The 26,441-nt window shown below is 32.0% G+C and carries 21 protein-coding genes and 1 tRNA gene; 16 read left to right on the top strand and 6 right to left on the bottom strand.

From position 1 onward, the window contains the following. Positions 1 to 158: 158 nt before the first annotated feature. Together ABWU82_RS02900 and ABWU82_RS02895 are read right to left on the bottom strand one after the other, a co-directional pair. Complete coding sequence (locus tag ABWU82_RS02900) at positions 159 to 2,177, bottom strand: AIPR family protein (RefSeq protein WP_353290002.1); 2,019 nt, start codon at positions 2,175 to 2,177, stop codon at positions 159 to 161. A gap of 188 nt (positions 2,178 to 2,365) precedes the next feature. Beyond that, complete coding sequence (locus ABWU82_RS02895) at positions 2,366 to 3,232, bottom strand: DegV family protein (protein WP_353290001.1); 867 nt, start codon at positions 3,230 to 3,232, stop codon at positions 2,366 to 2,368. A 78-nt stretch (positions 3,233 to 3,310) separates the two neighbouring features. On the opposite strand from ABWU82_RS02895, the gene ytpR reads away from it, so the two are divergent. The 6 genes from ytpR to ABWU82_RS02865 are packed head-to-tail and all read left to right on the top strand — an operon-like array spanning position 3,311 to position 9,923. Further along, positions 3,311 to 3,901 carry a YtpR family tRNA-binding protein gene (ytpR, locus tag ABWU82_RS02890; protein WP_353290000.1) on the top strand — a complete coding sequence of 197 codons (591 nt, stop codon included), beginning with the start codon at positions 3,311 to 3,313 and terminating at the stop codon, positions 3,899 to 3,901. A gap of 30 nt (positions 3,902 to 3,931) precedes the next feature. Continuing rightward, the gene (locus ABWU82_RS02885) at positions 3,932 to 6,472 is read left to right on the top strand and encodes a hypothetical protein (RefSeq protein ID WP_353289999.1); all 2,541 of its coding nucleotides are present in this window, start codon (positions 3,932 to 3,934) and stop codon (positions 6,470 to 6,472) included. A 49-nt stretch (positions 6,473 to 6,521) separates the two neighbouring features. After that, complete coding sequence (dnaX, locus tag ABWU82_RS02880) at positions 6,522 to 8,486, top strand: DNA polymerase III subunit gamma/tau (RefSeq protein ID WP_353289998.1); 1,965 nt, start codon at positions 6,522 to 6,524, stop codon at positions 8,484 to 8,486. 16 nt (positions 8,487 to 8,502) lie between these two features. Then, positions 8,503 to 8,802 (top strand): YbaB/EbfC family nucleoid-associated protein, encoded by a 300-nt coding sequence (locus tag ABWU82_RS02875; protein WP_353289997.1) that lies wholly within the window; start codon positions 8,503 to 8,505, stop codon positions 8,800 to 8,802. Between the two features lie 3 nt (positions 8,803 to 8,805). After that, the gene (recR, locus tag ABWU82_RS02870) at positions 8,806 to 9,414 is read left to right on the top strand and encodes a recombination mediator RecR (RefSeq protein WP_353289996.1); all 609 of its coding nucleotides are present in this window, start codon (positions 8,806 to 8,808) and stop codon (positions 9,412 to 9,414) included. 2 nt (positions 9,415 to 9,416) lie between these two features. After that, complete coding sequence (locus tag ABWU82_RS02865; RefSeq protein WP_353289995.1) at positions 9,417 to 9,923, top strand: NAD(P)H-dependent oxidoreductase; 507 nt, start codon at positions 9,417 to 9,419, stop codon at positions 9,921 to 9,923. A gap of 68 nt (positions 9,924 to 9,991) precedes the next feature. Here the strand turns inward: ABWU82_RS02865 and mgtE are convergent, their stop codons facing one another. Beyond that, entirely contained in the window at positions 9,992 to 11,464 is a 1,473-nt protein-coding gene (gene mgtE / locus ABWU82_RS02860; RefSeq protein ID WP_353289994.1) for a magnesium transporter, read from the bottom strand. A 92-nt stretch (positions 11,465 to 11,556) separates the two neighbouring features. After that, positions 11,557 to 13,152 (bottom strand): hypothetical protein, encoded by a 1,596-nt coding sequence (locus ABWU82_RS02855; RefSeq protein ID WP_353289993.1) that lies wholly within the window; start codon positions 13,150 to 13,152, stop codon positions 11,557 to 11,559. A 411-nt stretch (positions 13,153 to 13,563) separates the two neighbouring features. On the opposite strand from ABWU82_RS02855, the gene ABWU82_RS02850 reads away from it, so the two are divergent. Together ABWU82_RS02850 and ABWU82_RS02845 are read left to right on the top strand one after the other, a co-directional pair. Next, on the top strand, positions 13,564 to 15,207 hold the full coding sequence (locus tag ABWU82_RS02850) for an ammonium transporter (RefSeq protein WP_353289992.1): 1,644 nt from the start codon (positions 13,564 to 13,566) through the stop codon (positions 15,205 to 15,207). A gap of 169 nt (positions 15,208 to 15,376) precedes the next feature. Then, complete coding sequence (locus tag ABWU82_RS02845) at positions 15,377 to 17,263, top strand: MATE family efflux transporter (RefSeq protein WP_353289991.1); 1,887 nt, start codon at positions 15,377 to 15,379, stop codon at positions 17,261 to 17,263. 59 nt (positions 17,264 to 17,322) lie between these two features. On the opposite strand, the gene ABWU82_RS02840 is transcribed toward ABWU82_RS02845, so the two are convergent. After that, positions 17,323 to 17,706, bottom strand: a complete 384-nt coding sequence (locus tag ABWU82_RS02840; RefSeq protein ID WP_353289990.1) for a hypothetical protein — start codon at positions 17,704 to 17,706, stop codon at positions 17,323 to 17,325. A 127-nt stretch (positions 17,707 to 17,833) separates the two neighbouring features. On the opposite strand from ABWU82_RS02840, the gene upp reads away from it, so the two are divergent. Further along, a complete protein-coding gene (upp, locus tag ABWU82_RS02835) occupies positions 17,834 to 18,457 on the top strand; it encodes a uracil phosphoribosyltransferase (protein ID WP_353289989.1) in 624 nt (207 codons plus the stop codon). A 118-nt stretch (positions 18,458 to 18,575) separates the two neighbouring features. Here upp and ABWU82_RS02830 read toward each other — a convergent pair whose 3' ends face one another. Continuing rightward, positions 18,576 to 18,785 (bottom strand): hypothetical protein, encoded by a 210-nt coding sequence (locus tag ABWU82_RS02830; RefSeq protein ID WP_353289988.1) that lies wholly within the window; start codon positions 18,783 to 18,785, stop codon positions 18,576 to 18,578. Positions 18,786 to 18,938: 153 nt separating this feature from the next. Here ABWU82_RS02830 and ABWU82_RS02825 point away from each other — a divergent pair, with 153 nt between their 5' ends. The 7 genes from ABWU82_RS02825 (at position 18,939) to ABWU82_RS02795 (ending at position 26,437) form a co-directional block, all read left to right on the top strand. After that, on the top strand, positions 18,939 to 20,312 hold the full coding sequence (locus ABWU82_RS02825) for an aldehyde dehydrogenase family protein (RefSeq protein WP_353289987.1): 1,374 nt from the start codon (positions 18,939 to 18,941) through the stop codon (positions 20,310 to 20,312). Between the two features lie 53 nt (positions 20,313 to 20,365). Then, positions 20,366 to 21,529, top strand: coding sequence for an iron-containing alcohol dehydrogenase (locus ABWU82_RS02820; RefSeq protein ID WP_353289986.1), 1,164 nt, complete (start codon positions 20,366 to 20,368; stop codon positions 21,527 to 21,529). A gap of 536 nt (positions 21,530 to 22,065) precedes the next feature. After that, positions 22,066 to 22,557 (top strand): hypothetical protein, encoded by a 492-nt coding sequence (locus ABWU82_RS02815; RefSeq protein ID WP_353289985.1) that lies wholly within the window; start codon positions 22,066 to 22,068, stop codon positions 22,555 to 22,557. Between the two features lie 72 nt (positions 22,558 to 22,629). Beyond that, positions 22,630 to 23,520, top strand: coding sequence for a putative cysteine peptidase (locus ABWU82_RS02810; protein ID WP_353289984.1), 891 nt, complete (start codon positions 22,630 to 22,632; stop codon positions 23,518 to 23,520). A 16-nt stretch (positions 23,521 to 23,536) separates the two neighbouring features. Continuing rightward, complete coding sequence (locus ABWU82_RS02805) at positions 23,537 to 24,097, top strand: hypothetical protein (RefSeq protein WP_353289983.1); 561 nt, start codon at positions 23,537 to 23,539, stop codon at positions 24,095 to 24,097. A 462-nt stretch (positions 24,098 to 24,559) separates the two neighbouring features. Next, a tRNA-Gly gene (locus ABWU82_RS02800) sits at positions 24,560 to 24,633 on the top strand. Positions 24,634 to 24,844: 211 nt separating this feature from the next. After that, positions 24,845 to 26,437 (top strand): hypothetical protein, encoded by a 1,593-nt coding sequence (locus ABWU82_RS02795; protein WP_353289982.1) that lies wholly within the window; start codon positions 24,845 to 24,847, stop codon positions 26,435 to 26,437. The last annotated feature ends 4 nt before the right edge of the window (positions 26,438 to 26,441 follow it).

Genomic DNA, 26,441 nt, shown 5'->3' with positions numbered 1-26,441 from the left:
ATAAATACATTAATTATTACAATAACAAACGTATACAGAAAAAACTCAACTGACTTTCGCCAATTGAGTTTAGTTCTTGTGTTAAAATTTAAAACCAATTAGTGTCCCATAATCGGTTCCCACTGTACATCCAGTGTTTTGTTTTCTAATAGATAGAATTATTTAACTTTTTTAAAAGCAAAGATTTTACCAGCACATTTTAATAAGTCGTATAATTTAGAATCTTTCATAGTTTCTTCTGAATATAAATCGATTCTCTTAATGTACTTATCCACAAAGTAACTAAAGATATATTTGTAGAAGTTACCAGTTACTTTTACAAAACTTAAAGCGCTTACTGTTTCGTCTTCATCAGTTAATTTGATTTGTTCTGTTAATTCTGAGATGAAATCAATGTATAACTTTTTAAAAGTTGATTCCACTTCTTTAGTTAACAAGATTTCATTAGTTAATAACTTATTAACGTTTAATTTATTGAATTCTTCGGTAATAAATTCTTTCACAGCTGTTTTGTTAGCTTGTTTTAATTTATCCCCATCAGAAGCGATAAAGCGTTTTAATTCGATTAATTTATCTCTGATATTTTCATCTCTAGTTAGAGCCATGTTGTAGCTTACAAATAATAACTTAATAAGTGAACACAATACGAAGTTACCACACTTTAAGAAGTCGAAAGCGTTCTTAGAAAGCGTTGTTTTGTATTTAGAAGCGGGAATAGCTGCAATTAAGTTAGTTAATAAAGCCAAATCACGATAAACAACGTGGTTACGGTTTATGTTTGCGAATTGTTCACGAACTAAATCTTTATCTTTGTATAACTTGGCTTTTTGCTTTGAACCACCAAAATCAATTTCATCGTAGGCACTGTAAATTTGTAAGATTTTTTCTGATTCAATTTTCTTTCATTTCTTTTTAAATTTATCAGATTTAGATTTCGATAAGTTTCATTCTCCACGTCTTGATTCCAAGAACATTGGGAATTCGTTGTCATTGGCAAAACATTGCTTTAATTCTTTGATTTCACTTAGGTTAGCAATTAAATCTTTATCTTTAATTGGTTTTTGTTGGTTTGTTGCGTTAGCTAAATCGTTTACTAAGTTTAAAGCGTCGTTATCAATGAATTTACTGTTTAAACCTTCGATAGCAATGATTTTAGAAACGATGGTTAAATCATAATCTTCGTCAATTAATTTAGAATTTCCGATAGTGTAAGTGGTTTGACCACCGTTAACGATTGAGAAGTTAGTTAATTCAACTTTATCTTCATCCACATTGTAGTTTTCGCAAAGAATAACTAAACCGTTGTTTTTAAATCAGAATAAATCTGGTTCATCTTTGATTGTTGCTAAAATTGGGTCATCTACTTTCTTTTGCTTAACAAAATATCTTAAGTTTAAGCCTAATAATTCGTTATTGTATTCTTCTCATAACCTTTTGATAGACGAAGCTTTTACATTGCAAACCATAGATTGGATGACTTTGCCGGCAACTCTAGGACTCTTTAAATAGTTAAAAGGACGGTCGATAACAATGTAATCTTTGCTAACTGATAATGAGTTACCATCTTTTAAGTTAGTAGCTTCAGTTACTAATTCTGCTTCTTCTTTGATGACCACTTCGAAGATGTCTTGTAGACCTTCTGCTTCTAAGTATTCACTAAATTTTTGTCTTAATTTTTTAGAGACACTCTTAGTTAAAGGATCAGTAAAATCATCTTCTACAATGATGTAATAAATTTTTCATAAATCGATTTCATCTTCTTCGTCTGCACCTTGGTCTTCTTTTAAAGAACACAAGTAATCAAAGAATTCATTATTTTCTTCAGGAACATACTTATTAAAATCAGTTCTCATTTGTTTTAAGTATTCCACTAAAGTTCTGAAAGTATTGTAGTTTTCGGCTAAGTCTTGTGATTCGCTATATTTCACAAAACTAAAGTTTCTAGGAGCATTAAATTTAGTAGTGTAAAAACACATGTTGAACGGATGCTTTCTGACATCTGTAGGATCATTTTGTCATAAGTCAGTAGTGGCATAAGTGACTTCGACATTCATTAATAAATCTTCAACAAAGGCATTTTCTACTTCTTGGAAATTTAGTTGACTTAATGTGTTAGGGTCAATATTGTTTCTGTAATTATTGATGCATTTTTGCATGCTACTTTTTTTAAAATTCATGGTCTCCTCATTTCTATTATGTAAATAACATAGTTTTACACTTATACTATAAAATTTTATGCTTTGTTTTCTAAATTAGCAAAACAGACGTCCGCTTTTCTACACTTTATTCACATAATTATAAAAAAATGGTTATTTAAGACATTTTGTTAAAGAAAAAAAGTATGGCGTAAACCATACTTTTTGTTTTATGCATTAGCTTCAATTAAAATACTGAAAGTGTCTACACCGGTGTGCATAATGACACAACCTGGTAATAAACCTTCGCTGTAAGGAACATCTGTATTAATTAATTCTTGGGCTAATTTAGTGTAAGTTTCGTTAGCTTTAGGATCTTTTAAATCAGCAAAGATGCTGATTCTTTTAATACCTTTAGTTCTAAAGTGGTTTTCACTATCGATAATGTCTAAAGTTTTCTTAATAGCAGATTCTAAACTCTTGTCTTTATCTTTAAAGTCTAAAACACCTTTGTATTGGATGATTAAGTTTAGTTTTAAGACTCTAGCTAATAAACCTTTGATACCTTTTAAACGGCCGCCGGCGATTAACTGACTTAAATCAGTCACGATAACGGCACCACAAGTTCTTTGTTTAATAGAGTCAGTCAATTCGTCTAAATCATCTTGGTCGAATTGGTCTACTGTTGCTAAATGTTGTTTTAGTTCTTGGACTAATCAGTTACCACTGACTGACATGGTGTTGGCATCAGCAACTAATAAACGGTGTTCACCGTATTCTTTTTGTAAAGTTAATCAAGTGTCATAAGTGCTTGATAAACCTTTAGATAGCGGAATAGAAATAACCATATCGTAAGTTTCTAACAATTCGTCTAGCTTATCCATAATCATGCCAAGCACTGGTTTAGAAGTAGAAACTTTTCTTTTTTGTTCTAAAAAGTGAACAAGTTCTTGTCTAGTAATTGTTTCTTCGTCATAGTAAGATTTTTCTTCATTTTCTTCTTTGACGTTGATAACGATTGGAACGATAAAACAATCAGATTCGTGTAATTTATATGATGAACCTGTATCTAGTAAGAAAGCGATTTTTTTGTTCATGCTGATGTTCCTTTATACGTAAAATATATATAATAATTATTATATAATATCGGTACTTAAATCAAATAAGGGTATAATATGACAATTTTTTATAATCAATTATCATTGCAAGATGCAATGTTAATTACTTTGAGTAATAAAGAAGTAACACGTGTAGAAAACCACGACGACTTCGTGGTTTTATTTAATAATGACGACATGGTAGGAGTGAACATTTTTAATGTTTCAAAAACTATGGCATTAGATAACGGATTAATTTATCCGACTGAAGAAATTTTAAATTTCATTCAAACAAGAACTAATTTAGATTTACGTGCATTCTGTACACCAAACTTTGTTGTAGCAGAAATTTTAGAATGCGAAGATGTGGAAGGTACACACTTACACAAATGTAAAGTAGACTTAGGTGCTGACTTAGGCAAAACACAAATTGTGTGTGGAGCAATTAACGCCAGAGCTGGTTTAAGAACAGTTTGCGCAACTGTTGGTACATTTATGCCAAGCGGCGCTTTCATTGCTGATGGCAAATTAATGTCTTTAGAATCACACGGCATGTTATGCAGTGCTAGAGAATTAAAAATTGCAAATGATAACAAACCAGGAATTATTGAATTAGATAATTCTTATACAGTAGGTACACCATTTAAAGCGGTATACGCTAACTTATAGTAAAGGAGTATGCATCTATAAACTAACGAAATGCGGCATAATAATTCAGTGACTAATAATGTAGATAGTGTGTCCGGTTCATCATTCCAGAACTTCGATACACAGAATATTAACGAAATAGTTCGGGATAACGAAATTAATTCCAAGGAATTAGATAAAGACGATCCAACGAACATTGACAGTAAAAGAAAACGTAAGCGGTTTGCGATGACATCCACAGATGTGAGAAGAACAACGGTGAACGCTTCCGTGAAAAGAACCTTTTCAGAAACTTTTAGTAAAACGATTAATGCAAGTTTCTTCAAAAAAATGATTCGGGATGGTTGGTTCTTTTTAGTTGCTTCCTTTTTCTCAGGGTTTTTCCCAATCATTATGTGTTTGATTTCTGCTTCTATTCCCAAAAGCGGTGGTGAAGTAGTTATCGCGGTAGGACTATTAAGTTCCTTCCAAGTAGTATTTAATAATATGGGTTTTGCGATGGCGATGGCGATGGTACTCGCCTTAGTAAAACTGACCCAGACGCGGAATAAAGACCAAGGGTTTATTAATGAGGCTGGTTTAATTGCGGCCCAATTCTTACTGAACTTAATTGTTGGTGCGTTAATGACGGCCGTCAGTGTCGGTTTAACTTATACATATGCTTGGTATAACTGTGGTAGACCAAATATGGTACTGGTGAAAATAGAAACCTACCATTATATTTGAACTACTCTACCGGCAATTATCTTAAACTCTTGAACTTCCGTAGCTATTTTAGTTGTCTTTAAAAATAAAGGTAACTTAGCAGCTTCAGCGTTAGTCTTAGCTCACAACATTGTCGGTACAGGTATGGTAGCGATTGCGGCTTTCTGTACAAAAGGTAATGCCACTGGTGTGGGTGTAGCTTATGACTTAGCCAACGTAGTAGCTTTAATTATGATTTTAATTGTGGTGATGACTGGTTCAAACCGTTACCGTATCAGAGAATTAAAGTTTAAATGAGATGATGTTCTTTTCTTATTAAAGACTACTTACAAAACTGGTTTAATCGTAGGATGAAGATTAGGTATTAAATCAATTATTGTTTTAATCTTATCTATCGTTTCGGTGCGGGTATCGCATACCTTGCCATTAAACCTAATCTTAGCCAAGGTTATTTGGTTCAACATGATTTTCATGTTACCGTGATTCTTAAATGGTATTACTAATACCTTAAAATACTCAACGGTGAAAAACCCAATTAACTATGACTTTAGTGATGTGAAGCCGTTTGTCTCCTTCATTATCATTTGTTTATTCTTAAATTTAATAGCACCAATCATTTGGTTCTCAGTATTACCAGAAGTTATGAAGTTATACATTAGCAATATGGAAAACTTAAGAATCTTTGCTGTTGAACACTTATACAACCCATGAGACTCTGCATCAGCAGCTCAATTACACATGTTCGAATATACGTGAAAGTGTTGGGGTCATGGGGCAATTCCAACTTATCCACAATGAATTCACGAAGCAAAATACTGAGACCATGTGGCGCCAGCTATTAAGAGTTTGCCAGTGGATAAACAAAACCAAATTTTCAGTGAACTATACTGAGTCAATACAACTTTATATGGTTACTATACTTCATGTTCAGCTTCATTATGACCCCTATTCTGAGGTTACCAATGTTGACACGCGACACCAGAAGTGTACCCACCATTCTATGCAACAGCAATTTTATACATTGTTTTATATAACATTGTCTTATTGCTAGATACATTATTGACGCAAATTACTTCTTTATTTACAAAGAAGTCACGTTCATTCTTAACATCTGCTTTAATTCATACTGCAGTCATGATATCTGTATTAGCTTTCGGATACTGTGAAATTCCATTAATGGGAATTCAAGGCTTTGCGATTCCGTTCTTCGTCTTCACATCAATTACTGCCATTAGAGCAGCTTATTTATTTGGTAAGACATGTAACGAATACAGAATTAAGTATTACAGTGAAAATGTTTCTGTAACGCCTGCAAAATGATTTGTCAGATGACAAGAATTTAAAAAATCTAAATTTATGACTGTCTGAAGAAAAATTTTAATTCCGTTAAAGTTGCTACAAAGATGATCATATAAATTAAGTAACTTCATTTTCAAAAAGTTGTTAAACTGAAAATGAATTCTTAAGGTGTTAAAAATTAATTTACCAAAAAGAGAAATTGTCAGAAACATCGAACAAGTACCGTTAATCGACTTTGATGCTGAGTTAGCGAAAAGAAACGCCTACTTTAACGACTCCTTAGTCTTAAGTAACTTAACTAACATGAAAGATGATACGATGAACAACAAGGACCGTAAAGTCTTTGGAGAAATTAATCGGGTACAACAAATTCACGAATGATACTTCAACTTATTACCAAACCATGATGACCACTCTCACAGAAATAAACGGGTAAAAATCCATTATCACAAGGGTTGTTTATGTCATGAATTGTGTGATGATACCTTAAACTATAACTTGCCAGAGTTTAGTCGAGAAGAGATTAATTTTGAAACACAAAAATTATTAGATTACGACGACACGTATACACCGAATGAAGATAAATAAGCTCGCTTATTAGCATATAATAGAGATATTTATTAACAGAGGTTGATTCATGTCTCAAATTGCTTTATACAGAAAATATCGTCCACAGAACTTTGACCAAGTCATTGGTCAAAGTTTTGTTGTCCAAACTCTAAAATTATCAATTGCCAACGCGAATATAAACCACGCTTACATTTTTTGCGGTACTCGTGGAACAGGTAAAACATCTATCGCTAAGATTTTTTCTAAAGCGGTGAACTGTTTACAGCCAGTGGATGGTAACTGTTGTAACGAATGTGCTAACTGCTTAGCTATCAATGAAGGTAAGTGCATGGACATCTTAGAACTAGATGCTGCATCAAATAACGGTGTGAACGAAATTCGTTCAATTATTGACACAGTCAATTATTTACCCACTCAATTAAAATATAAAGTTTATATTATTGATGAAGCGCACATGTTATCAACAAGTGCATGAAATGCTTTATTAAAAACCATTGAAGAGCCACCAGCACACGTTATCTTTATTTTTGCAACAACTGAATTTCATAAAATTCCTATGACAATTATTAGTCGTTGTCAAAGATATGATTTCCACAAACTCACATTATCTGAACTAAAAACGTTAGTGACAGATGTGTGTAAAAAAGAAAGTATCAAAATCAGTAAAGAAGCGGTAAACAAAATCGCTTTATTAAGTGATGGTGGAGCGAGAGATTGCTTGTCAATCTTGAACCAATTAGCCACTTATAGCTCAAATAACATTACTTTAAAAGCAATTAACAACGTCTTCGGTTTATTAGACATCGATAAAAAAATTGAACTAATTAATGCGCTGATTAACAAAGATGAACGCTTTGTCATTGAGTTTATTGATCACTTAAAACAAGAAAACTTAGATTGCTTAGCATTAGTGACTGATTTAACTAAGTTCTTATTAGATAAAGTGGTGTTTGAAAAAACACATGACGAAAACTTATTGAAAGTTTTAACTGTTACAGATTTAGATAAATTAACCGTAAGTGTTGATGTTGCATTCCCACTAGTAGAAGCTTTAAACAAGGTGTATGAAGAGTTGAAGAAAAGTTCAAACCCTCAATTTAGTTTAGAAATTTATTTATTAAAGTTAGTCTTAAACGGTTGAGCACCAACTGCAGTTACTACAAATCCAACACCTACAGTAGTAAAACCGGTGGCGCCATCTACACCTATTACTCCAAGCAAACCTCGTACAAAAGTAGTAGTTCAACCAGTGTTAGAAAAGCCGACGTCAAACGTTGAGATGCAACCAATGGACTTAACTCCATCACCAGTGTTTAAGCCGATGACAAATCCAACGTCTAATAATTTTGATTTAGATGAAACCTTTAAAACAGTTACTGTAACCCAAAAATATGCTGCAGTAACAACGGCTACACCAGCAGCTCCAATAGATGATTTTGAATTAAGATTTGACGATAAACGTGACTCAAACCACCTTATCGATAAAAATGCTAAAGTAGTAAACGTTTACTTAAATAAGGCTGAACTAAAACAAATGGCTGCAGCGGCAAAACCACAAGTAGAATTAGTTCCTCATTACGACTGACAACAAATCTTTAACCAAATCGCCAAAAACCATAAAGCAAAATATAAAGAAGCGATTAATGCTCGGTTAGAGACTTTAAAAAACATGTCAGATTTTGACAATGAATTAGACAAATGTTTATCAGAAGCGGATAAGATTTTGATTGCTTCAACAAACGGCGCAATATTGTTATATGATTTTAAGAACGAGGCTAATAAGTTTAATAGTTTATTCTGACAAAGAAGTAACTACGACCAAATTAGGGATAAATTATTAAACGGAACTGACAACATTGTTTATGCTTTGGATAAAAAAACTGCAAGAGACTGAACTAATACCTTTAGAGAAGTAAAAGGGGAAGACTTTGCAGATGTCTCTCTTGATTTAATCAGCACCATTAGAAGTAAATCAGATGCTGAAGTAAAACAAGACATTGAAAATATTTTAGGATTTATTAGAGAAAAATAATAGAGAGGATATTATTATGAATATTCAAAAAATGATGCAAGAAGCACAAAGAATGCAAGCAACTTTAAAAAGAAAAATGGACGAATTTGACGAAACTGAATTTGAATACAGTTACCAAAATTACGTGACTTTAAAAATTAAAGGTAGCTTAGAAATTGTTGATTTACAAATCAACAAAGATATTATTGACCCTGAAGACCCAGATACATTGCAAGATTTAATTATTGCGGCTACAAACAAAGCCATTCACGACACTCAAGCTAAAAAAGACGAAATTGCAAGAAAAGTAGCACCAAGCTTAAACGGTTTAATTTAGTTCATGAGAAAACCCCAAGAATTTGAACATTTAGTGGATGCCTTTCATTCACTACCCGGGGTCGGTACTAAGAACGCAAAGAAGTGAGCTTACTTCATCCTAAACCAAGATGAGAAGTATTTAGAAGACTTCATTACACGAATCCAAGCGGCCAAACAAAACTTACATTTATGTGAAATTTGTGGCAACTTATCTAATAACACACGTTGTGATATTTGTCTGAACCCTCTACGTGACAAAAACCAAATTTGTGTCGTAGCGTCAATTGAAGAATTAGACAGGATTGAAGAAAGTGGTAACTACAACGGGTTATACCACGTTACACACGGTGAATTATCTATGAAGAAAAATATCTTAGCCAAAGATATTAACATTGATAATTTATTAGATAGAGTACAAAATGACCGTCGGATTGACGAAATTATTGTCGCTACTAATTTCACACAAGATGGTGAAATGACAGCAGCTTATATCTTAAATTTACTAGAACACGTTAATATTAAGATATACAGAATTGGTTTTGGTCTTCCCTTAAACAGTTCTGTAGATTATGCAGACAACGAAACATTAAAACACGCCCTAAACAACAAAAGAATCATTAAGAGGTTTTAACAATGCAAAAAACATTAGTTTTATACTCAAGAATTTGTCCTGGAGAATCAATCCACACAATTCAATTATTTAACATGTTAAAAGAATTACCTAACGTTACAGCAGTAAAGTTAGATGGAACTGTTCCTTACGAAACTGTGAAAGAACAAGAATTCATTAAACAATTCGATAACGTAATTTTATTATTCACAATTAACTGATTTAACTTACCATGAAACTTATCACGTTACATGGCAGAAGTTTGAAGAGTTGGTAACTTCAATTTAGAAGGTATTAACTTCTACACAGTAGTAACTACTGGTTCACCACAAACAACTTACACTAAAGATGAAGGTTTTGGCTGAACTGCACCTGAATACTTAAACAACTTATCAAGCGTTTTCAAACGTTTAAAAGCTAACTACTGTGGTCAATTATTCTTCCACGGTTGTGCTAAACCAGACCAAGAAAAATTTGCTGGTTTTGTTGAAGAAGTAAAAGAATACTACTTAACAAAAATTAACAAATAATTCTTTTAAGATACAAAAAAACTTCTAGAAGCAATTCTAGAAGTTTTCTTTTAGCTTTAGTTAAAACATTAACTAATAATACATAATAAGATACCGATACCCACACCGAATAAAATTGATGTACTACAAACGTCTAGGGTTGTAGAAATTAATGGTGCAGACATAACTGTTGGGTCAATCTTTAATTTAGTTGCAATTAAAGGCAAGACTGATCCTAAACATTTAGAAAGAACAACTGCAATTCATAAAGCGATTGAAGAAGCAACTGACGCAATAATAGCCACTACATAAGGATTAGTAATGGTTAAGTGTTGGTTATGCATGAAGTGTACGCCGCTTAAATCCGGTCTAAAGGCTGGGATTGCAAAGTAAATGGCTAATCTGGCAATATTGACAATTGCTAAAATGAACCCTAACACAAACCCAACTTTAAATTCTTTTCAAATTACCCGTCTGTATTCTTTTGGGGTGACCTCGCCAACCGCTAGGGCCCGAATAACTGAAGCTACAGCTTGGGACCCGGTATTTCCTGACGTCCCGGTAATAACGGGAATAATAGGTACTAACACCGCTGAAGATAACCCGGCCGTAACTGTGTCCCCTAAATCTTGGAACCGGTTAATAACGATTGAGGTTAAAGTGGCAGAAATCATTAAAATAACAACTCAGAACAATCTAGATTTAACAATTTTTCAAACGCTAGACTTGATGTAAGATTCTTCTAATTTTTGAATCCCATACATATGATAAATGTCTTCAGTTGTTTCATCATCGATAGCTGGTAAGATGTCATTATCGGTGATGACCCCGATTAATTGGTTGTCGTCATTAACAACCGCTAAAGTATCAAAGTTATAGTCTTGGAAGATGTCGATAACATTTTCAATGTCATCGTTAGGATAAACCGAAATAATCGATTGGTCCATTAAACTTGAGACAGATGCTGAATAATTTTCAGAAAAAATTAAGTCCTGAATATTGACTGAGCCTAACAAGATTTTGTTAGAACTAGTAACAAAGAAGGTGTTGTTGCCTTCAATATGGTCGTAATTTTTTCTAAAGATAGCTAAACAATCTTTAATTGATCAACTTTCGTTGAAGGCGATGTAGTCGGGGTTCATAATAGAACCGGCTTCATCGTTATCAAAGTGAGCAATTTCTTTAACTAATTTTCTTTGCTTAGAAGTTAAGCATAACAAAATCTTTTTAAAGTCTTGTTTATTACCGTTAGCGATATCTAATAATTCATCAGGATAGAGGTTTTTTAGGATAACTTTTAATTGTTGGTTACTTGATTCACGAATCAAATCACCTTGCATTTGGTCAGGTAAACATCTAAATAGTGCACTGGTTTTAGTGCCACTTACAGCCATTAAGATGAACAAGGTAGTTTCGATATCATTTATTTCTTGAAGCGATTCATTAATTAAGTCAATCGGATTTCTTTTTAATAATCTTTGAATAGCTAATACGTTTTTAGAATCATAGTAACGTTGAATCAACTGACTAGTTTGATTCACTTTTTGTTTAGTGATTTTCATAATTAATTAGATCTCTCTCCTCTGATACGAAATAAATTTTACATAAATAGTTATATAAATATTTATTTAATTTCGGTTCAGTAATTGTTAAATTAATATTCTTTCACTATTTCGATTGCTTGTTCTTGTAAGAAATCGATTAACGTTTTGTAATAAAGATCGATTTGGACACTATCTTGTTTCAAGTTAACATCACGGTATGGTTTTAAACTGACTAAATCTGGCTTAATAAACTTTAACAATTTGAGATTGGTTTCATCAAAGTTGTACCAGTAGAAATTGATTTCGTAAGTTTGTAACTCTTTCAACTTGTCAAAGATTCCGTAATTTAAATTATGAACATCATCTAAGTTAATTCTTAAGATAACATTAGCGGGGTTGATGTTTAAACTTCTAATTTTTTTAATAAATCAACTCACGTTAAAGTTTGGATTAACTAAAGTTTGTCAGCAGTACGGAATAATAATTTTATTTTTCTTATTCTTAGGGTTTTTAACAAACTCTTGTAAACATTGCATTGCCAAGAAACGCATCGTGATTTCGTAAATCTTATGTTCTTTAGCATAATCAGCAATACTTTCAAAATTAAAAAGTAAGTGGTTCACGGAAGAAACCAAAGGTTGTAGTGTTATCTTTTTGTTAAAGTGAATGTACTTATTCACTTTTAAATTGATTTCGAAATCATTTTGACCAAAGTATTTGTTTAAACTTTTGATTTCTGTATATTTCTTGTTGGCAATCATAACCGTGTTGGGGTTATAAATTTGTAAGATATTTTTCTTGGTGTTATACAACACAGTATTTTTTGTATTAATACATAACGATTCTAAATGTTCTAATTGACAACTATGGACACCATAAATGGCACCACTAGTGTTTAACTTAATTTTTTCACTGGTATCGTTATACACAACTTCGTTGGGAATATCTTGCAATTTTTTATAAATATCAAAGAAGGGATCGGAATTCATCCGTTTACTCAAGTTATTACCTTGATAGATTAAATTTAGTTTGGTTAAATCTAATTCTTTTAAAAAGAAGAAACAAGCATACTGGTTTTCTTTGGTCATATAAAAGATGACTTCTTTATCTTGAAAAGATTTCACAATTTTTTCTAACAACTTCTTGATAATGAAGTTGGATGAGTAGTTACCCAACTTTTGCGGTAATTTATCCACATTGGCAAATCCGAAGACTACCATTAAGCCTAAGTTAAAGTTTTCTTGTTTTAACTTTTGTTGAATAATTTCTTTTGCTTTAATGGAATTCAAGAAGTAGTCTTTTTCGTACAAGACTGATCTAGAAAGAGTCTTAATGTTTTTAGTAACATTGGATACAGTAATCATCAGGATGTAGAACGCTAAAATAAGCAGCCCGTTAATACATAGCTCAATCGATAAGACGGCCAAGGCTTGTTCGTGCATCATTAAGAATGCAACGAGAATGGATAGAGCTACATAAATTAAGATGCTGACCAAGTTAATTAAAATTTTGGTACGCATTTTAAATAAACAGATCACGATGACCCAAATCATCCCGATAACGAGAATGACAAACGGGAAGAGAATGGCTAAACTGTTTAGATGGTTAGTTCCTGAAATCGCATGAGTGATTTGCATAGGTACTAAGTAACAAATTAACGTTAAGATAGCAACCAAAACTGAGAAGTTACTAAACAATAAACCCATAACTAAAAATATGGGTATGTAGAAGATGATGATGCCTTCAAAATGAAGCGTAAACTGTAACTTTATTAAAATGAAACAGAGGGCGCCCACGATAACTCCAATTAAGGTTTTGGAGACAACAATTTTTCAAGGTTTGGACCTTTCGTTTTTACCAATCCACCTAATTACTTGCGAACTATTGTACAAGTAATAAATCCCACAAAAAATTAAAAAAATTCCAATTGCAACACTTAAAAGAATAATTATTAGTTGGGCAAAGTTATTTGTAATTGATAATTGCATTATGATTCGTGTTTTATTCTTTATCTAACATTAAAATATATTGTAATATATAGATATGCGCGTGTAAGTTTTTGAAGACACGGGCATATTTTTTATATATATCAAAAATATAATAATCGAGAGGTAAATATGATTTCTACCGGACTCGTACAATTAGCAAGTGATGCAAGTAATAACATTCGCGAACTCAACTCAGGAGCCGCGTCTCAATTCTTATTAACTGGTAGTTTAGCAGAAGCACATATTAACGTGGCTGCAACTATTATCTTAGCCGTTTGTACAGCTTTAGTATTATTCATGGTCCCTGGATTAGCATTCTTCTACGGTGGTTTAGTTAGAAGAAAAAACGTCGCTACAATTATGGCTCAATGTTTTATTTCAATGGCCATTGTTACAGCAATTTGAATCTTTGGTGGATTTGGACTAGCCTTTGGTAGCGATACTCATGGGGGCTTTATCGGAAACATTGCAAACTATGTTTTCTTTAAAAACATTTTATTCACAGACGGATGAAGACATTTAGGTTTAGTTGTTAACGCAACTTTAGCTGATGGTGTTCCATTCATCTTATTCTTCTTATTCCAATTAGCTTTCGCAATCATTACTCCAGCTTTAGTAGTTGGTGCGTTCGCTGATAGATTAAGTTGAAGAGGATACATTATCTTCAATGTATTATTCACAATCTTCGTATACATCCCAGTATGTCACTGAATTTGAGGTGGCGGTTTCTTAGCACAAGCAGGTGTGTTAGACTGAGCTGGTGGTATCGTTATCCACGCAACATGTGGTTTAGCAGCTATTGCTTCTGTTGTTGTGTTAGGAAGACGTGCAGTAATGAAAAAAGAAACAACTGCTCCATCATCATTAGCATTAGTATCAGTAGGTGCTGGTATCTTATACTTCGGATGATTCGGATTTAACGTGGGTGGTTCAGTATACATGCCTGAAGTTTGAGCAAACATGGCTCAAGCAACTCAAGGGGCTGCAAATGCTGCTGCATTCCACACAAGCATGGAAAATGCTTTAAACATTGGTGTTGCCGCTTTCGTAAACTCATTCTTAGGAATGATCGCTGCAATGTTAATGTGAATGTCATTAGACTTCATCGTAAACAAAGGTAAAACTTCATTAGCAAGTATCTTAACTGCTGGTGTTGCTGGTTTAGCTACAATTACTCCAGCTGCAGGTTACGTACCAATGTGAGCTGGTTTAGTCTTTGGTTTAGTAGGTGGTTTAATTACTTACGGTATGTGTAAAGTTAACCACCACACACACTTTGATGATGCATTAGAAGTATGACCAGTACACGGTATTGGTGGTATTGTTGGTGCTTTATTACTTGGTGCTTTCGCTACAACTTTAGTGAACCCAAATGTCTTAGGTGCTACTCAACACATTGGACAAAGCTTAGGTTCTGGTTACTTATTCGGAATGGAAGTTGGTGCTGTTGCTTTAGTATGTGCTTGAACATTTGTCTTCAGTTTAGCAATCTTTGCTATTACTTTATTAACAAAAGACAAAATGACAACTGAACAACAAATCGAAGGACTTGACAAAGTCTTATTCAACGAAGTGGCTTACGCTCCTGAAATTAGTATCGATGTAGTAATGCATGGTGATGGTGAAGAATTAACTTCTCACAGACACGCATCAAAATTATCAAGTAAAAAATCATTCAAAAAAATTAACAACTCATACGATTCTCAATTAGCAGCTAATAAAAGTGGTGACACTTTAGCAAGCAAAATTGACAACGCTCGTCATCAAGAATAATTTATAAGAAAAAATATTTATGGTCTACGAAACCATAAATATTTTTTTTATCTCATCACACATAAAAAAATAGTTTTTTTAAATAAAATTCTACTCTAAAACTAAGAAAAAAATTTAATTTTTTTTCTGGCGATTGTTTTAGAATTACCTTTTTTATGTTTTAATATAAGTGAATAAACGTAAATTTATTTATACATTTATTGCTTTTAGGAGATTTATTAAACCTATTATGGTTACTAACGAGCATCAGAAATCTACCAAATTTGCTGATCCGAAAGCTTGGAAGGGTTGGTCCAAAGCCTTTGGAAACAGAGAATTCGTAAGAACTTTCTGAAAATTAATTATGCCATCCATCTTATGAGGTGGTATCACGAGTGTCGTACCATTGTTTTTCAACTTATTTAGTTCACTATTTTTCTCAAATGGTGATGGAGGACATAGTAATCTATATATCGCTGTAAACTATACTTACGATACTTTATCGACTGTGAACTATTTAGTTGTAACTTTATTATTCTCAGTCTTCCCGGCCATCGGGAACTTCATTGGTTACGGACAATTCCGGAACTACCGTGAAACTGTCAGATTTGCATTATATGTCGGTTTGGCATCATGTACAATTTTGATGATTTTCGAACAAATCTTTGCCAGAGACTTCGCCATTAACCTAGTTTATCTAGAAGTGGTTTCAAACGAACAACTGACAATGTGTACAAACTTAATTCGTCTAATGAGTTTTATGAGTTATGCTTTCTTGTGAATGTGATTGTATATCCCCTCATTATCATCAATTAAGAACACTACCGTTGTTTTATGATCATCAATTATTTCATTAATCTTCTTCTTTATTGCAGACCCAGTTTATCTGTACTGCTTAACTAAAGGAGTTAAAGACGTATTTGATAACGGTCCAATTCAATCTAACGCAGCTTATGGAATTGGAGCTATTTACATCACATACTTCTTCATTCAACCGATTGTAGTGTATATCTACTGTAAATTCATTAATCACTTCAAGTATGCTGGTTATAAGATTAAATTCTGATTCTTAAAAACTTTCAAACCACAATACAACCCAACTGATTATGATTACTACCTTGACAAGGAATTGGAATTAATTAAATATGCCCATTTCCAAGAAAGTGAATTATTATTCTTTGATGACTGAAGAGTATCTGGCAGAATTATGAAACAGGTTTGTAAACTAGCCTGGGGTAATATTTTAGACCAATTATTCTTTAACTCATTCTCAATTGTTCACTTAATCTTTGTTACTAACTTTGGTGGTGGTTTACCAACTGGCCCTGGTTTCAACGTTCTTGATCCAAGTGTATCTGGCCATGCTGGTCACGCCTTCTACAAGACAATTTACAACATCCCTTCAATGTTAATTACATTCTTCTACGGTATCTTTAATGCCTTCACTGTTGCTCCACAATACTTTGTGGCACGTGAATTGGGTAAGGGTAACATTAAAGATGCAAAGAGAAATGCTTACATTTGCATTAACTGATCATATGCAATGGGGGCTGTCTTCATGGTGATTATTATCATTTTTGCGTTCTTTATTACAAGAGCCACTTTACCTGCTAATAATCCAAATGATTTATATGTCTTAGTTAAAGCCAAAACTGCTGGTGGGGCACCATTAGCAACTGCAACTTATGCTCAAGTTTGAGCGTACTCAAGAAATATGATGTTATTGTTCTCAATCATCTTGTTTACAAGTACGATTTCTAACATGACATTGTACGTAGTTATTCAAGGGGCAAGTAAGTACATTGTACTTGCTGATACTTTGGGCAAAGTTATCTTTACAGTTATCGCTGTAGTGTTACACTACTCACGTTTTGATAACTTATATGCTTATTATGTGATCCCACACTTAGATAGATTCTTCCAATGAATCATCTACATGATTATTTTAGGAACAGGTCAATGTTTCAACAGTATTCACACCGTGAATAAAAAGGGTGGCAAAAAACTAAAAGAAATTAACCCAACAATTTACGAAAAACCAGTCGTTTCTTTAGATATCCTTTCAAGAAAAGACTAGTGTGAATTCAGAGGAGAGCAAAAAAATCTAGATGGCAACATCTAGATTTTTTCTTACCTCTATAAGGGTTTAATACGGTCAGAATACAGTTTAAAGTTTCTTAAACAAGCTTTATAGACTGCTTCAGGTAAACTGAATTGAACACCATCTTGGTTTAAGATTTGTAATAGTCAAATAAAGTCAAACAGGTTACTAAAGGCTAAGTCTACAATTGTGTTACTGTTATAGTCATAGATGATGTAAGCAGTAGTATTGCAAAGGTATTGCAATGTCATATCGGCTACATTATCTAAAGTACCGTAAGGATCTTGCTCTAAGTTAAAGGTTCTTAAGAAACTTTGTTTATTACGGTCAAAGATTTCTTCTACATACATGTCTAAAAAACCTTGTCTGGTAGTAGGATAATTACCGGCTTTGTAGAAAAAATTCATCATAGTCATCATTTATATACTCCTAAATAATTACTAATATTTTAAACGAAATTAAAAAAAGTATTTTTCTCAACACAAAGAACTTTTTTCGAGTACCATTTATATAATTTAGATATTTTTAAAATAAAGGATAAATAATATGTACTACGTTAGTAAACACCCGTTAATCAAAGATAAATTAACAAGAATGCGTAAGATTGATACTTCTTCAATGATTTTTAGACAAAACTTGAACGAAATTACTCAATTACTAGTTTATGAAGCTACTAAAGATATGGCGTTAGATGAAATTAAGATTAATACTCCCGTTGTGAACGATGCAACTGGATATAAAATTTCAATGCCTATTACTTTAGTAGCTATTTTAAGGGCTGGTTTAGGAATGGTAGATGGTGCTAAATTAATGTTGCCATCTGCTTCAATCGGTCACGTTGGTTTATACAGAGATGAAGAATCTCTAGTGCCAGTACAATATTACTTTAAAATGCCTGCACAAACACCAGAATCACACGTAATGGTATTCGACCCAATGTTAGCTACTGGTGGTTCAGCAATTGCAGCCATTCAATTAATCAAAGATTTAAAACCAAAGAAAATTACTTTTATTTGTTTAGTGGCTGCTCCTGAAGGAGTGAAAGCTTTACAAGAAGCTCACCCAGATGTAGACATCTACATCGGTGGTCTAGATGATCATTTAAACGAAAACGGTTACATCGTTCCTGGTTTAGGTGATGCTGGCGACAGAATCTTTGGTACTAAATAATAATCGATAATTAAAGAACTTACTGATAAGAAGGTTGAGAAACTGTAAAAGGTTTCTCAACCTTTTTTAATATAAAAACACACCAAGGTCTTATGCTAACCTTGATGTGTTTATCCTGTTATTCTTCTGCAAAGAATCCGTTTAAGATTCTTAAAATGACTTCGTTTTTAGAAATATTATACTTTTTAGCTAAACCTAAAAGCTTGTCGCATAAACTTTCAGGAATGTACATTGATACGATTTTTTTGTTTTCGGCTTTTTGGTTTAAGTCTTCAAACAAGTCTTTTTCAGTTTTTGAGTGTCTTAAATCTAAACTGTCGTCTTTCATAATTCTCCTTTAATTTAAATATATACTACTATATTAAATAAAAAAATCCGCTTAAAAAATCATTTATTAAAAAATTTATTAAATTAATTATTAAAAATCTTAATAAAAGGTGTATACTTATATCAGGTTTATTTGAAAGGAAAGTAAACTAAAATGTTAAAACAAATATTCGACAGCCAAAAAGCGTTTAGTAAACGTTGAACTAAACACATTAATAGCAATAAAGAAAAACTAATTCAATTAAAAGCTGTGCTTTTAAAATACGAAAACCAAATCATTGAAGCTTTAAATAAAGACTTAAACAAGAACAAATTTGAAGCTTACAGTGCTGACTACAAACCTGTTTTAGAAGAAATCGAATGATTCATTGAACATTATGATGACATCTACAGAAAGAAAGTCGTACCACAAAAATTAAGTACTAGCCCATTCGGTTACGTAAACCCAAGATTAGAAACAATCTTAGAACCTTACGGTAACATGATGGTTTATGCACCTTACAACTTCCCATTAAACTTATCATTCATTCCATTAATCGGTGCTATCGCCACTGGTAACACTGTAATGTTAAAACCTTCAAAGGTGACAAGTCATATTAACCAAGTTATGAAAGACATGGTTGAAGAAGTATTTGCTCCAGAACAAGCATACGTATTATCAAGAGAAGAAATCGAAGCTCAAGAAACATACGAACAACTTTACTCATTCGACTTTGACATTGTCTTCTTTACAGGTAACCCAACTGTAGGACGTGAAATTTACAGCAAATACGCAAGTAAATTAATTCCAGTTGTTTTAGAACTTGGTGGTAAGAGTCCAGTGATCGTTGATAAATCAGCTGATTTAGAAATGGCCGCTAAGAGAATTATCTGAGCAAAAACAACTAATAACGGTCAAATTTGTATTGCACCTGACTACGTATTAGTAGACCAATCAGTTGCAAAAGAATTTAAAGAATTATTAGTTAAACAATTACAAGAACAATTCCCAAGAGAAGTTGAAATTGTAAGAATGTCATCTGACAAAGCAATTAAGAGAATCGAAAGATTATCAGCAAGTGCTAAAGTCATTTACGAACACTCATTCAACGCAAACCAAAAATTCTTAATCGTTGATGGTAACGATTTAGAACAACCAATCATGAAAGAAGAAATCTTTGGTCCAATTTTACCAGTCGTAGAATACAAAGACTTAGAAGAAGCTTACAGTGTAATCGACAGAAACCCTGATCCATTAGCATTCTACATCTTCTCAAATGATGACATGGTGACAGATGAATTAGTCCACAATGTAAAAGCTGGTGGTATCGTTGTTAACGATTTATTAATCCACTGATTCAACCATGAATTACCATTTGGTGGTATCAAAACTTCTGGTGTAGGTAACTACCACAGAGAATACTCAATCAAAACTATGACTCACGAAAAAGCAATCGCTATTTCATCTAGATTTGATCCAAACAGATATGCACCATACAATGCAGAAAAAGATGCAATCTATGCAGATATTTCTGAATTTAAAAAATAATTAATTAACGGAAACGTTATCGGTTAAAAATCTCGAGAAAGGAAAACGAGCCAATGACAGAAATCGATTTAACTCCCCAATATGCGTTCGGAACTAACGCAACTAAAGCCTTAGATACATTTATCAAGAAAAACCACTTTGATTCAGTATTAGTTCTTTTAGGTAAAACTTCAAGTGTAAAGAGTGGTGCTTGAGAACAAGTTTTAAAAGTTTTAGAAGAAAACAACACTAAATACGTAGAATACAAAGATGTAAAATCTAATCCAAGAGATTTTGATATTATCAAGGCTGCTAAATTAGGAATTGAAAACAAAGTTCAATTCGTAATTGCTTTAGGTGGTGGTAGTATCATGGATACTGCTAAAGTCGTTACAACATTTATCAGTAACCCTGACTTAAACGATGTAAGAGCTTTCTTTGAAGACCAATCTATTGCGAAAAATTTACCAATTCCAGTAGTCACTATTCCTTTAACTGCAGCAACAGCTAGTGAAAACAATGCCTTTGTTGTAATTAACTTAACAGATAAAGCAGAAACAGAAAAAGTCTTCTACAAGATTCCTGCTTGTATTCCTTCATTATGTATTCAAGATCCAAACTACATTAAAACAAACAGCGACTGGCATGTAGCAGCTGGATTATTCGATGCGTTCTGCCACAATGAAGAACAATACTTCGGTAGAGACACATTCTCTTGAACACAAAAATTCCAATTCATGAACACTGACAACTTGTTAGAACATGGACCAGAATTCTTAAAAGACAGAAACAATGATGTTGCAGCAAGTAACTTATTATGAACTGCTTCAATGTCATTCAACCCATTAAGTGGATTTAACAGTGACGCTGACTGATCAGTCCACGCCTTAGAACACGCCCTATCAGCTAAATGAGACGTAACTCACGGTGCTGGTTTAGCTTTAGTTATGCCAACTTACTTAAAATTAAGATCTGCAAAAGAAGCTTGATTCAGAGAAAAAGCCATTGTTTGAGCAAAATCAACTTTTGGTGTTGACACAATTGAAGCAATGTTAGAAAAACTAACAGAATTTATTGGTAGCATTGGCTTACCATTAAAATGAAGTGATTTCAAAGAAATTGGTCAAAAACCAACTGCTGAAGAAATCCACAGTCTTGTTGGAATTGTAAGAAGAACAGTTAACCCTGCTATCGACGACGAATTCATTTACCAAGTATTTGATTCAATTCCAGCGTAGATAAATTAAATAAATATCTATAATGTAAATAATAATTTTTAGTGTAAGTTTGAAAAAAAGGTCTAGCATTTTTTTAACACACGCTTAGTAATAATAAAAGTAATCAGTAAGTTTATCGTGTCCTTATTTATTAAGGGCACGATTTTTTTGTTACTTGTTAAAAAACGAAAAGTGAATCATCCATACAATATTAATTTTGGCTATATGGTGACATTTTAGCTTTACAAATAAACTGCCTCCATAATTGACTACGAAATTACGAAGGCAGTTTAATAAATTTAATTTTTTTAAAAAAATTGGAAGAAAACAAATAAACAAAATAGCATTATAATTTTAATGTAAACTATGTTTACATTGTCCTAATATTTAAAATTTATAGTTATTGAAATGAATTGTTAAAATAAAAACATTTAGCTGATTTAAATTTAAAATTATTATTTATTTTATTTGTAGATTTGACTAAATTTAATTTTCAAAATTTGCAAAATTTTAAATATCAGAACAATTATTTTAAATATTAAAGTAAAAGTAATATTATGAAAAATAAAATAAAAATTATTTTAGGTACGCTTGGCTTAATAACTGTTTCTTCTCTAGGTTTGGTAAGTACTTTAAGCTGTATTGATGATACAACAACTCAACAACTCCAAACAAAAGAATTATCTGATTTTATTAAATCTGAAAATGTAAATAACTATAATCTTTTAGTAAAAAGTACCACTTATAACGTAGATAGAATTACTAATAGAATAAACCTAGTTCTTTTTACAAAACTTATAAACGACATTAATGGTAATCAATTACTATTAATAGCCTTTAGTTCTGCTACAGCTATTATTGATTTGAATACAGGATTAACTTTAGAAATTAGATTAAAAGAATTGCCGTTAAAATGCAAAAATTTTAATCTAATTTATGGAGGACGTTTAGGTGTTTTGAAGGTTTTAGACAATACGAGATATTCTACAATCGATTCAAATAAACCTAAAATTTATGATAATAAAGACTTATTGAAAAATGTTTTATAAATTAAAAGAGATATTAATTCTTCAATTTTGATAGATGAATATCATAAAAGAAAATTATCTGTTGACAATAATATGAATAATAGTTTTGCTGTTCCTACAACATTAACATCAGGATTTTCATTGTCTAATCATTCTCATCTTTACTACAACAAGTATGGTAAGTTTAACATCACTTATCAAGTGCCTGGTTCTTGATGATTTGCTTCTAGAAATTATCATGAATATGTTGGCTATATTGACACTTCATATCTTGGATACAATTATACAGAAGGTTTGTGTGAATATATTGCATTAGCTAATTTAATGTTGTATGAACAACTATTCGTTGATTCATCTTTATTTACTGAACAGTATTTTAATAAATATTTTAAATTAAATATGTATTATCCAGATGTAGAAGATAATGGACCATCATTTAAACAGTTCGATGATAAGCACCCAAAAGATGGATTGGTATATAAATTATGACAAAACGAAAATTATAAATTAAATTTAACCAATGGCGGATGATTAAAAGATTCATTATTAAAGTTTTTGAAGCAAGAAAATAATTCTGAAGCAATACATACGTGAGAATGTAATTATAAATACGGTGGATATTGAAGGGCATGAAATAGCGTTACTCACGGTATACCTTGTATTCTTGGCTCTGCTCCTCTAGATACACAATCTGTTAATTCCTGATTGAACCATGCGTACACTGTTTATGGTTATGATAATCCAACAAGTTGTTTTTTAGTAACTATGGATTTTGGACAATCAGACGCAACATCAGTTTTATATAGTTATTATGTAGATGCTTGAGGCTCATATTGATTAGAATTACATCCTAAAAATAACTTTAATACACCATCCAAAAATTTAAAAAAATATTTTTGATGAAATAATAATTGATATACAGGTCCGCAAATTAATAATATTATTTTTACAGAGGGCATCGCTCATACTTTTAATAAAAATTAAAATACGTAAAATAATTATGAAATTATCTAAAAAAACAAAATATTGGTTAATTGGTAGTGGTGTAACTATTGGTGTATTAGGAGCAATTTTTATTCCTTTAGGAACCGTTTACGGTACTATGACTCAAAGTTTACCACCATGGAGACTGGGTCCGTGAAAAAATGTCCCAAGTCAAATTACAGCAGATAAATTAATGGTTTGTTTTCCTAATAAAGTAATAGATTCCTATGAAATACCATCCATGTCTGAAAGTACAACAAACTATAAACAATCATTAAAAAATCAAGCGGTTTTAAAAGATTCTCTCCAAGAATACATCAGCTTACAACTATACAGGTTTAATACAAAAAATCACCAATTTAAATGAGATCCTGCTTGGTTAAAAAACTTAGTAATTCAGTTAACGCCTAATGTAGAAAAACAAGAATATAAACTAACTTTATCATTAATGTCTGGACCAGATTTAAAGCTAACGACAGCTAAGGAATCTTTATACATTACTTATTTGCACCATAATAAAAAAGTTGTTTATCCTAGTAGTCAATGTTTCGGTTTGTATAATTGAAACAAACATTAATTTTTTAAAAAAGAACTAAGCATTTAGTTCCCAGTCTTTGTAAATAAACAAAAATTCAAAGTATAATTAAATCATTATATTCATATAGTGCTTAACTTTCAAGTACAAATTAAAAACCAAGTGTCTCGAACTCACTTGGTTTTTTTGTTGCCTATACTCGGAGCATTTAACCTAACTACTTACAAGTAATTAAGTATATTAATAATAAGATTATTATTAACGCTACTAAGTAGGCCATAGAATTATATTCATACACGTGCTCTTTTCTAAGCACAAAAATATTATAACTAAGTTAATTGACTTATTTTTTTGATTAAACAATCATCTTTAACTAATCTTTAATTATTAAAAATAATTAAAAAAATTATGCCATTTTGCCTTTAAAAATAATAAATTTAATTTTTTTGAAAAAAGGGTTTACAAACTATAAAAAATTTAGTATACTATTTAAGTAAGTTACATGCAGATGTAGTTCAATGGTAGAACGCAACCTTGCCAAGGTCGAGACGCGAGTTCGATTCTCGTCATCTGCTCCATTTTAAAAGTAATCCATCGTTAGATGGATTTTTTTCTGTCTTCGGTATAAAAATATAACTTTTTATATATTTAATTGATAATTTCAAACTCAGATCTAAGATGAATTAGAACTATCTTGAAATTATTAGTTAAAGTCAACATAATTTCTTATAAGAAATTAGCGAAGTTAAAAGAACGTTGGTTATTTATAATAAAATTAACGTAGAGAACATGATTATCGCATTAACTTTTATTCTGCCAACAATTGTAATTTTTAACTCTATTATGAGCGGCAGAATCATCAAAAAATTTCAACCTGAGCTAAACGACTATTTGTCTTTGACTTATGGTTTTTTTCTTTTTATTGCTGCGGTTCAAGCGTTTTTTATTCCCGTTATTACTGTTCATAACTCCAATCCTAAATTCTTCTTATATTATTTATTAGCGATTCAAATTATTTTTTTAGTCGCTTACTTAATTAACTGGCGTTATAGTTTCATGAGAATTGTGTGGGATTGGCGCTCGTTATTAGTCATTATGTGTGGAGCCTTATTAGTTATTGGAGCCTCCTTAGGACTAAAACAATGAAATAGTCATTACTCCAACGGCAACATTATTGAAATCTTAAAGTACTATGCTTTAGGTTGAAAAGATAATGTGTTTGTGATCAATAACTTAACATCCATCTATTTAATGGAAGCAACCAACCGTTCGTTTGCGTTATTGTTCCATATTACTGATGTGGTGAAGGTTTACCAATACGTTTGAATGATCACTTTTGCGACAATCATTTCAGTTGGCATTTATGGAATGTATTTTTCTTTAAAAGAACACAAATTCTGATTGATTTTGACCTATCTGGTTGCATGTTTAATTGTAGCGGTCTGCAGTTTGGTGTTAGTGAGTACACCAAGTAACGGTGGAGCTTGAATTCTGTTCGGGACTATCTTGTTATTCCAAGCACATATTGATAACGCGAAACGGATTAAATATGAGTTAGGGATTCTCCACGTCAACTACATTACGTTAGGGATTTTTGCTTTAAGCCCTGGTTCCATTTACGTTTTAATTGTGACTAACGTCTGCATTGCGATGTTAAGTTACTTAGATAAGAGAAACAACGCTACTGACTACAATATCTTAATTTTATTTACCACAGTATTGTCATTGAGTGTGTACTTATTCTTGTACAACTTCATTATCGGAATTATCTTTACGATTATTGCCTTAGCAATTTATGCAATTTATATGTTTGTCAGAAAGTTAACTTTCGTGACAAACGTCTTAAGGAAAATTGATAACATTTCCAACTTTACCACAAAGATTGTGTCTTATGCGATTGCCGCAATTATTTTATTAGTGGCCGTCTTCTTAATGACGATTTCCAAGAAGTTTAACTTTAACTCTTCACCATGAGTGATTAACTATTTCTTAAATAAAGATTTAAGAAAAATCGACACATGGTATTGAATTATTAACAGTTTTTGGTGATCATTAAACATTGCCATTATTCTGTATGCGCTAACCGCGCAATTCTTAAAAAAGAAAATTTTAAAATATGTGGAAAACATTACGTTAACACCAATTATTTTAAATAACACAATGACAGTCTGAAACCCCGTGTCATCCAACTTGTGGATGCTGGTGGCTAACTCAAACGCCCTCATGGTAACCAACGACTTTATTGTTAACTTAGTGCCTGCTGGGATTAACTTTATTTATTACTTGTTAAACAAAGGCAAATTATCAAAATCGTTAATTATTGTAACGGTGTTAACCGTAGGTGTAACTACTGGTTTAATTTTATTTAACACTTTAGCTTAAAGGA

This window comes from Ureaplasma ceti (genome assembly GCF_040369755.1).
Taxonomy (GTDB): Bacteria; Bacillota_I; Bacilli_A; order Mycoplasmatales; family Mycoplasmoidaceae; genus Ureaplasma; species Ureaplasma ceti.
The sequence above is the reverse complement of the archived record's forward strand: the minus strand, read 5'-3'. Positions and strand labels throughout refer to the sequence as shown.